Source organism: Paenibacillus cisolokensis (assembly GCF_018403665.1).
In the GTDB taxonomy this organism is placed as follows: Bacteria; Bacillota; Bacilli; order Paenibacillales; family Paenibacillaceae; genus Paenibacillus_AH; species Paenibacillus_AH cisolokensis.
This window is the reverse complement of sequence record NZ_BOVJ01000054.1, coordinates 1-8,198: the sequence shown is the minus strand read 5'-3', so window position 1 is coordinate 8,198 and position 8,198 is coordinate 1. Positions and strand designations below refer to the sequence as shown.

Here is an 8,198-nt window from a genome sequence, read left to right as displayed (position 1 = left end):
AAACTTTGCGAAGCAAAGCCGCTCGTAAGCAAACGCTTAAAATTTTGCGAAGCGAAGCCGCTCGTCAGCATCGGATAAAACGTTTGCGAAGAAAGCCGCTGCCGCAGCCGGCATTATCCGCAGCCGCCGGAGCCGCAGCTGCACGATCCGCCGCTGCCGCAGCCCAGCCCGATCTTGTCGTTGCCCGGCACTTTGACCGAATCCGACACGGCCCGGGCAAGCAACACGGCGACGTCGTACAGCAATTCATCGACCGCCTTTTCAGCCTGCTTGAACCGGCGAACCGGCTCGAGCGCGTCCAGCGCCCGCTCCGCGGCCTTGAGCGCGTCTTTCGCCTCATGGTAGTCGGGATGAAAACGCCCGAACCTTTCGCAGTCCGCAAATTTTTCCTTCAAACGGGCAAATTCGGCGGATTGCCGCCGCACTTCCTCATCCCGTTCTACGACAGACTTCCAATATAGATATTCGGCAACTTCGGCCGAACTGTTGATCAAATCACCAAGCTCGTATGCACGAAGCAGCACGGCCGCCATATCCAGCGGCTCGCCGACATGATCTGTTACGGATACCGCATATTCCGGAAGCCGTTCTGCGTTTGCCATGCCCTCACCCCTTCCTGTCGCCTTGCACTTCCTATCATATCACATGGAACGCCGGCTGCGATAGAGAGTTTGCGGCTATGGGGAAACACCCGGTACGATCAACATCATTTCGTTCCACATTTCGGGCGTCAGCCGCACTTTGGAACAGTTTTCCGTTCCCCGCAATGTGCCGGTAACCGCCCAGTTCGTTCCGCCGGTCCCTTCAAGCGATCCGGGGATGAAAGCGAAGGCGCCCGCTTCCGTTCGCAGTTTGAGCGGCGTCTGCCACAAGAGCGCCCGCTCCACCATTTCCCGGCGGGTGGAAGGGTGATACGCGCGCATTTGGCGAAGCCACATCGCCGGCGTTTTGTCCAGCTGGGGAAACCACTCGTGCGGCTGCGGGTGCTCAACGGCCAGCTCGTACAGCTGCAACCGGCGCGGCTCCTCGATAAATCCGCCGAATCCGTCCCCGCCTTCCCCGTTCCGCATCTGCGCCGGAAGCGCGGCGCCGCTTCGCCCGCCCGCGTCTTTCGCCCGCTGCTTGTCGCCGCCCGCATCGCCGCCTAGCGCCGTCATCCGAGCCGACAACGGAAAGCCGAGCGATTCCAGCCGTTTGCGTATAGCCGCAAGCTCTTCCCTGTCCACGGCAAAATGAAGCGGACCGATACGCTCGATAAAAAGCGGCGCCAGCGCCGGGTCGCGCTCCAGCGCGTCGGCAATATCCGCCGTATCGCAGCGCAGCAGCACCGCTTCGGCGAAAGCGACGCGCCCCGCCCGCATCGCCCATTCGGCCAGCGCGGCGTCGACCGCCGGCGGCAGCGGACAGCCGGAGGCACGCTCCAGAAAACGGCGGATGCCGTCTTCCGTACGCCCCTCTTCGCGGGCGCGGCCGATCGACTTGGCGCTTAGCCGGTACACGTTCACCAGCTCGTCCGACACTTTATCGGCAATCTGCTCCAGCTCCCAGCGAACGGCATAGCCGACCAGCGGACCGGCGAGCAAATCCCCGTCGGGCTGGATATAGAGCGGTTCCTCCGCGTCCCCCTCTCCGAATCCGACGCACGAATCGGCGGCGGCATCTCCTACGGCTCCGTCTTCGGCCGCGTCGCGGGCGCCGGGCGGCTCCCACAGCCAGCGGACAAGCGGTTCGCCCGTCCCGTCGCAGCCGCGCTCCATCCAGCCGAAGGCGGAAAGGGCGTTAAGCCAGCCGTCCAGCGCGCCCCCGATGGCGGAAGCCGCTTCGGTCCGGTCCGCTAACGGCGCCGCCAGCTCCGACAGCCGGGCATGTATATCGGACACGCGGTACCATCTGAAAGGCTGCAGCGCTTCCAGCAAAGCGGCGGATTGCGTGAGCGGCGCGGCATTGCGGGCGTAATGGACGGCGCACAAGCCGATCAACCGCTTCTCCCGCTCGGTGTGGCCGAGGGCGAACCATTCGTTCGCCGCCTCGTCGCGCCATTCGAAACATCCGGCTTCCGGCGCGAATCCGATCATCCCGAGACGGAAGCCGATATCGAGCGCAAGCGCCGCCGGCAGCGAATGAACGGCGCTGCCGCTCGGCTTCAAGCCGAGCGCCGCCAGATCGTCCGCTGCGACGGCGAGCTTCTCCTCGATCGCCGCCGCCGTGCGCCGGGGAAGGGCCGACTTTGCCGTAAGTCCCGCTCCGCTGCGAAACATCGCCGCCCAGGCTTCGAGCAGCCGGCGGCTCAGCGGCACGTCGCTCCCGGACTTCCCGGCCACGGGAAGGGCCTGCCGTTCCGCATCCGCATCAAGAGGGACGAGGCGGCACGGATAAAGCGACCGCAGCCAGACGCCGTATACATCCGCCGGCAGGAATGCCATCCGGTCGCCCCAGGCTTTGCGCACGGCGAACAGGATGCCCGCGCCGTACAGCTCGAGAGCGCCGAGCCTTGCCTCGGAACCGGCAAGACCGGCCGCTTCCGCAGCCGCCTGAATGAGCCGCTCCTCGTCGGCGGCCCCGGCTCCGAAACGGCAAACCGCCGTGCGCAGCACCGCCTTCGCCTCATCCGACATGCGCTGAAGCGCGCCGCGGCGGCGGAAGGACTCGCGACGAGCGACGGCCAGCGCCGCCGCTCCGGCGGCACCGACGACCATAACACCGAATCCGCGAATAATTCCCGGTCGCGCGCGGACAGCCGCTGTTCGAGTTCGTTCGTTTTCATCGTCCTCCCGCCTCCTTGAATGCCCCCATCGGCTCGCCGCTTCCTTCCGCCAGGCGGACAAGCTCGTAGCGGTACCCCTGCTCCAGCATGAACAGCTGACGCTTGGCGGCAAATTCCGTCTCCTTCGACTGGGCGGTTACGAGCGTGTAGAACCACGCCGCATTGCCTCCGGTTTTCGGGCGGAGAATGCGCCCGATCCGCTGCGCCTCCTCCTGGCGGGAGCCGAAGCTGCCCGACACCTGGATCGCAACCACCGCATCGGGCAAGTCGACGGCGAAATTCGCCACCTTGGAGACGACCAGCACCGGGATTTCGCCGCGCTTGAACGCCTCGTACAGCCGTTCCCGCTCCTCCTGCCGCACTTCGCCGGTCAGTACCGGCGCGTTCAGCTTCGCGCCAAGCCGGTGCAGCTGATCCAGATACTGGCCGATGACGAGCGCCGGCTGCCCGGCATGCCGCCGCAGCAGCTCCTCCACGATTGGCAGCTTGCCGGCGTTTTCGCCTGCGAGCCGGACCTTCGTGCGCGCATCGGCGGCATAATAGCGGGGACGATCGGCTTCCGGCAGCGGCAGCCGGATTTCACAGCATCTGACCGATGCGATCCAGCCTTTGGACTCGAGCATTTTCCACGGCATCTCGAATAGTTTCGGTCCGATCAGCGAAAACACGTCTTCGGCGCAGCCGTCCTCGCGAATAAGGGTGGCGGTCAGTCCGAGCCGCCGCGTCGCCTGAATTTCCGCCGTCATCCGAAAGACGGGGGCCGGCAGCAGATGGACCTCGTCGTAAACGATCAGCCCCCAGTCCCGCTGGCGAAACAGCTGCATATGCGGGAACTCGTTCCCTTTTCCTTTGCGCTGGGTCATCATCTGATAGGTGGCGATCGTAACCGGCCGCACTTCTCTGCGCGCTCCGCAATATTCGCCGATATCCCCGTCGGTCAGCGTCGTTTTGTCCAGCAGCTCGCGCTTCCACTGCCGGACCGATGTCGCATTCGACGTCAGGATGAGCGTCGCGCTGCGCAGCCGGGCTATCGCGCCGACCCCGATGACGGTTTTCCCGATCCGCACGGCAGGACGATAACCCCGCTTCCGCCGCTGTTATCCTGATCGCGATAAAACAAGTCGAGCGCCCGTGCCTGGTAGTCCCGCAAAGCGAAGCCGCCGTCACCCTGCCGGAGGGCGACCGCGAGCGATTCGCCGGCATGATAACCGGCCAGATCGACGACGGGATAACCGGCCCGCACCAACTCCCGCTTGATCGCGCCACGCTGTTCGGGCGGGACGGTCCAGCCGGCGGCCGTTCTGCCGTCAAGCCGGCCGGCCCATTCCGGCGATTCGGCCAGCTCCCGGAACAGCTCCTCCGGTCCTTCGAGCAGCAGCGTCCCGTCTCCGTTCCGCCGCAGCACAAGGCGGCCGTAACGATCCGCCAGCCGGCGCACCGCTTCCTCAATCTGACGCGGCAAGCCGTAACGGCCGTAAGCGGTCAGCGTTCCGACCATTTCCTCCGCCGTCGTGCCCGACGCGGCGGCGTTCCATATCGACAGCGGCGTTATCCGGTAAGTATGCATAACCCCCGGCCGCTTGATCAGCTCCGCGAAGCCTGCAAGCTTCTCTCTCGCTTCTTCCGCAAGCGGATGCGAATCGTCGAGCAGCACGGAGAAATCGGACTGTACGATCAGCGGCCCGTCCTTTTTGCGCAGCACAGCTCCAATCTCCTTTCGCATTTGGATGCCTTTTCCTGTCAGTATGGAGCATCGACTGCCGTTTTATGCGACTATGGCGCGGAGCCGCTGCTTTCGGCTGCATGAACGGGCCGGGCGAAAAGCCGGGACACAGCGGCGGCTTTTCGATTCAGTTTTTGGCTTTCCTGAAGCCCGCCGCGACCGCTTCCTCTTCCGTGCAGAACATCATTTCGGCCTTCGTCTGTTCGTAATGCCGTCCGTCCGGCATATGATAAATTTTATCGCCGCGGGAATTGATATTGCCTTTGATCCGCGGATTTTCGCAAGTTCCGGACACCGATGCGTCCGGTTCCGCCGTTCCGCTTCCCCATAGCCCGCGGTTGCCGTTTCTCGCCGACCGTTCCGCCTCCTTGAACCGGTCCGCCAGCATCACGTTCGGCGGTACGGTCATCATATGGGCATAGCCTTCCGCCACAAGACGCTCGTTCACCATCGCCGCGTCGCCTTCGACAAACACGTAACGGAGCAGCCGCCCGTAGCGGTCGGTATTTCCCGCATCCCGGAACAGGTACACCTTCTTCCCTTCCAGCATGCTCCGGCTTTTCGCCGCCGCTTCCTTGCCGTACCGCTCCACCTTGCCGCCCGTCGACTCCGGCGTATCGATGCCGATCATGCGGACCCGGTCATCCGACCGAAGCACGAACGTATCGCCGTCGACGACCCGTTTTACGGTTCCGGTTTCATACGCCGAGCCTTTCAGTTCCGGATAGGCGCGATAAACTTCCTTTACGAACTCGTCGGATGAAGCGCTGTCCGAAACGCCGCATCCGCCCAAAGCCAAAATTGACAATATCGACAATACCGCCAATACCAATACGTTTCGCCATTTCTTCATTTTCGTTTCCCCTCGATAACAAACATAAAAAAGGCGCGCCGGCCGGCCGATCGACCCCGGAGCGCCTGTCAGGTTTATCCTAAGCTCGCTCGTTCAATGCGCGGAAGCCGGATTGCGGTGTTCGTGCTCGGAGATGCCGCTGAGCGCTTCGCCGGCTTCGTTCACAAAAATTTCCCGTACGGCCAAATCGCCGATGGCCACGACACCCACCAAATTGCCGTTTTCGACGACCGGCAAACGGCGAACCTGATTGGACGCCATAATTTTGGCCGCTTCGTCGACCGATAACGACGGCTCGATCGTCATGACGTCCGTCGTCATCACCTCGGAAACCGCAGTGGAGCCGGAATGCTTCTCGGCATAACCGCGCACGACCAAATCCCGGTCGGTTACGACGCCGATCAGCTTCTTGCCCTCGACGATAGGCACAAAACCGATATCATGCTTCTTCATCAATACCGCCAGCTCATAAATGTTGTCCTGCCGGGTAGCCGTGACGCAATCGGTGGACATAATATCTCGAACGGTTCTCATGTTGCGCTGCCTCCTTCTCGTTTACGGCCTGATACGCCGATTATCCGAGAATTAGGATGGCCGATACGTGCCAATATCATGCGCTTTCCGCAACGAAATTCTCCGCCATGGCCGTCATCAGCTCCGCCGCGCGCAGCATGGCGCGCTCGTCGATGTCAAAACGCGGGTGATGATGCGGATAAATGGCGCCGCATTCCGGATTGCCCGCGCCGACGAACATGAAGCAGCCCTTCGTTCGTTGGACGTAATAGGCAAAATCTTCCGCCGCCATGACCGGATCGGATTCCTTGACCGCCTCTTCGCCGAACAGGCCGGCCGCAACGCGGAAAAAACGCCCGGCTTCGCCGTCGTCATTGACAAGCGCCGGATAGCCTTCCCGGAATTCCAACTCGGCGCTCGCGCCGTATACGGCCGGGGCGGCAGCGACGATTTCCTTGAACCGCTTCCTGGCAAGCTGGCGCGTCCGTTCGTCGAAGGAGCGGATCGTCCCTTTCATCACGCATTGCTCGGCGATGACGTTGCCCGAAGCTCCCGCCTGGAACGAACCGATCGTGACGACCGCCGGCGACAGCGGATCGACGTTGCGGCTTACGATCGTTTGCAGCGCCTGAACGAGCGCGGCGCCGGCCACCACCGTGTCGATCGCATTATGCGGCAGCCCGCCATGGCCGCCTTTGCCCGTCAGACGGATCGTAAATTCGTCCGTCGCCGCCATGAAGGGGCCGCTTCTTGTGGCGACCGTTCCGTACTGCAGCGGCGTCCATAGATGAACGCCGTAAATCGCGTCGATCCGATCGATCACCCCTTCTTCGATCATCCGGATTGCGCCGCCCGGACAAATTTCTTCGGCAGGTTGAAACAACAAGCGACGCTCGCCTTTCAGCGAAGGAGCGATAGACCGGTACAGCGACGCGATGCCAAGCATCGTCGCCGTATGGGCGTCATGCCCGCAAGCATGCATAACTCCCGGAACGGTCGACGCATAATCGCATGTTTTCTCGTCCTGAATGGCCAGCGCGTCGATATCCGCCCGGAGTGCGACATTCGGTCCAGGCTGGCCGCCCCGAATGACGGCCACGACGCCATGACCGCCGACGCCTTCGCGCACTTCGCAGCCCATTTCCCGCAATTTCCCGGCGATCCACGCCGAGGTGCGCTCTTCCTGAAAGGACAGCTCGGGATGACGATGCAAATACCTCCGCCACTCGACCATCCGGGGATAAAGCTCTTTCAGCCGTTCGGTCCGCGCTTCGTTCTCCGTCATGAATGCTTCTCCTCCCTGCTCCCCTTGACTTCATGTTCGTATTTTACCAGATTTCGCGGTGCCGGCGAAAGTCTTTCGCCGCCGCGGCGCCGACAGCCGGCCCGCATCCTGCCGCCGCCATGTCAAGTTCGAATCCCGTCCGCGATCCGGAGTAAGGCTTGCGTACGCCGGGGAAACATACTATCATGAGAAAAGACCAATGAACATTTGCAAGACAAGTCGAAGGAGGAGCTTCCATGATTATTGAAAATACAGGCTTGAACGGGATGACGAGCGATTTTGCCCATCTGGACGAATCGATGGACAAGCTCGGCTTTTATCGGGGGCAATGGGAATATTACAGAGCTACATACGATCTGAAGCTTGAAGACCGCGCGAGCGGCAACACGTATTATCTCCGTATCAATACGCGGGTTGTCGAGGGCAAGCTGGAATCGCCGGATGCCATTCTGACCATCGAGGCGGTCTACATCGGGCGGGCAACGTTCCCCCACGGTCTGGAGTACGAATCGCCCGTTCCGCAAGCGATTTTGAATATTGCGACACAGCGGTTGCAAGAACTGAAGAAGCTTCTTGCCTGACGGGGATTTTCCGATGAATGCGCCGCAGAAGAAAGTCCGGGGCAGGCCGGATTTTCTGCTACTTATTATGACGCTCGTTCTGGTCGGATTCGGGCTCGTGATGGTTTTCAGCTCCAGTTCCAGCATTGCGATCGCGTCGGACAAATTCGGATACGATGCGTTGTATTTTACGAAGCGGCAGCTGATATGGGCGGCACTGGGCATCGCGTCGATGCTTTTTCTGATGAATATTCCTTATAAAAGGTTCAAGAAGCTGCATGTGCTGTTCCTTATCCCGGTACTTCTGATGCTCGTGCTCGTTCCTTTCATCGGAGAGGAAAGGAACGGCGCCACAAGCTGGTTCGGCGTCGGCGGTCTGGGCATACAGCCGACCGAGCCGGCCAAGCTGGCGCTCATTCTCTATTTGGGCGCGCTCATAGCGAAGAAGGGAGAGAAATTCCGGGATTTCAAAAAGGGCATGGCTGCCCGTCACTCATCAT

7 protein-coding genes and 1 pseudogene are annotated in these 8,198 nt (G+C 61.7%); 2 read left to right on the top strand and 6 right to left on the bottom strand.

What is annotated here, in order from left to right:
* Positions 1–113: 113 nt before the first annotated feature.
* The 6 genes and pseudogenes from PACILC2_RS07510 to PACILC2_RS07485 all read right to left on the bottom strand — a co-directional run bounded on the left by PACILC2_RS07510 (position 114) and on the right by PACILC2_RS07485 (position 7,138).
* Positions 114–602, bottom strand: coding sequence for a YlbF/YmcA family competence regulator (locus PACILC2_RS07510; protein WP_062492488.1), 489 nt, complete (start codon positions 600–602; stop codon positions 114–116).
* Between the two features lie 75 nt (positions 603–677).
* Positions 678–2,696 (bottom strand): helicase-associated domain-containing protein, encoded by a 2,019-nt coding sequence (locus PACILC2_RS07505; RefSeq protein WP_213528408.1) that lies wholly within the window; start codon positions 2,694–2,696, stop codon positions 678–680.
* Positions 2,697–2,760: 64 nt separating this feature from the next.
* Positions 2,761–4,487, bottom strand: a pseudogene (locus PACILC2_RS07500) (DNA repair helicase XPB).
* 127 nt (positions 4,488–4,614) lie between these two features.
* Entirely contained in the window at positions 4,615–5,340 is a 726-nt protein-coding gene (locus PACILC2_RS07495; protein ID WP_062492485.1) for a thermonuclease family protein, read from the bottom strand.
* A gap of 93 nt (positions 5,341–5,433) precedes the next feature.
* Complete coding sequence (locus tag PACILC2_RS07490) at positions 5,434–5,874, bottom strand: CBS domain-containing protein (protein ID WP_213528407.1); 441 nt, start codon at positions 5,872–5,874, stop codon at positions 5,434–5,436.
* Positions 5,875–5,950: 76 nt separating this feature from the next.
* Positions 5,951–7,138: an amidohydrolase gene (locus tag PACILC2_RS07485; protein WP_213528406.1), complete on the bottom strand. Its 1,188-nt coding sequence runs from the start codon at positions 7,136–7,138 to the stop codon at positions 5,951–5,953.
* A 236-nt stretch (positions 7,139–7,374) separates the two neighbouring features.
* On the opposite strand from PACILC2_RS07485, the gene PACILC2_RS07480 reads away from it, so the two are divergent.
* Both PACILC2_RS07480 and PACILC2_RS07475 read left to right on the top strand, forming a co-directional pair.
* Positions 7,375–7,719 carry a YugN family protein gene (locus tag PACILC2_RS07480; protein WP_062492482.1) on the top strand — a complete coding sequence of 115 codons (345 nt, stop codon included), beginning with the start codon at positions 7,375–7,377 and terminating at the stop codon, positions 7,717–7,719.
* A 13-nt stretch (positions 7,720–7,732) separates the two neighbouring features.
* Positions 7,733–8,198 (top strand): FtsW/RodA/SpoVE family cell cycle protein (locus PACILC2_RS07475; protein ID WP_213528405.1); only part of this gene is annotated, 466 nt, incomplete at its 3' end.

Excerpts from the sequence above, each read along its gene's own strand:
- PACILC2_RS07490 (WP_213528407.1), bottom strand. The coding sequence starts at position 5,874 with ATGAGAACCGTTCGAGATATTATGTCCACCGATTGCGTCACGGCTACC.
- PACILC2_RS07480 (WP_062492482.1), top strand. The coding sequence starts at position 7,375 with ATGATTATTGAAAATACAGGCTTGAACGGGATGACGAGCGATTTTGCC.
- PACILC2_RS07510 (WP_062492488.1), bottom strand. The coding sequence starts at position 602 with ATGGCAAACGCAGAACGGCTTCCGGAATATGCGGTATCCGTAACAGAT.
- PACILC2_RS07495 (WP_062492485.1), bottom strand. The coding sequence starts at position 5,340 with ATGAAGAAATGGCGAAACGTATTGGTATTGGCGGTATTGTCGATATTG.
- PACILC2_RS07485 (WP_213528406.1), bottom strand. The coding sequence starts at position 7,138 with ATGACGGAGAACGAAGCGCGGACCGAACGGCTGAAAGAGCTTTATCCC.
- PACILC2_RS07505 (WP_213528408.1), bottom strand. The coding sequence starts at position 2,696 with ATGGTCGTCGGTGCCGCCGGAGCGGCGGCGCTGGCCGTCGCTCGTCGC.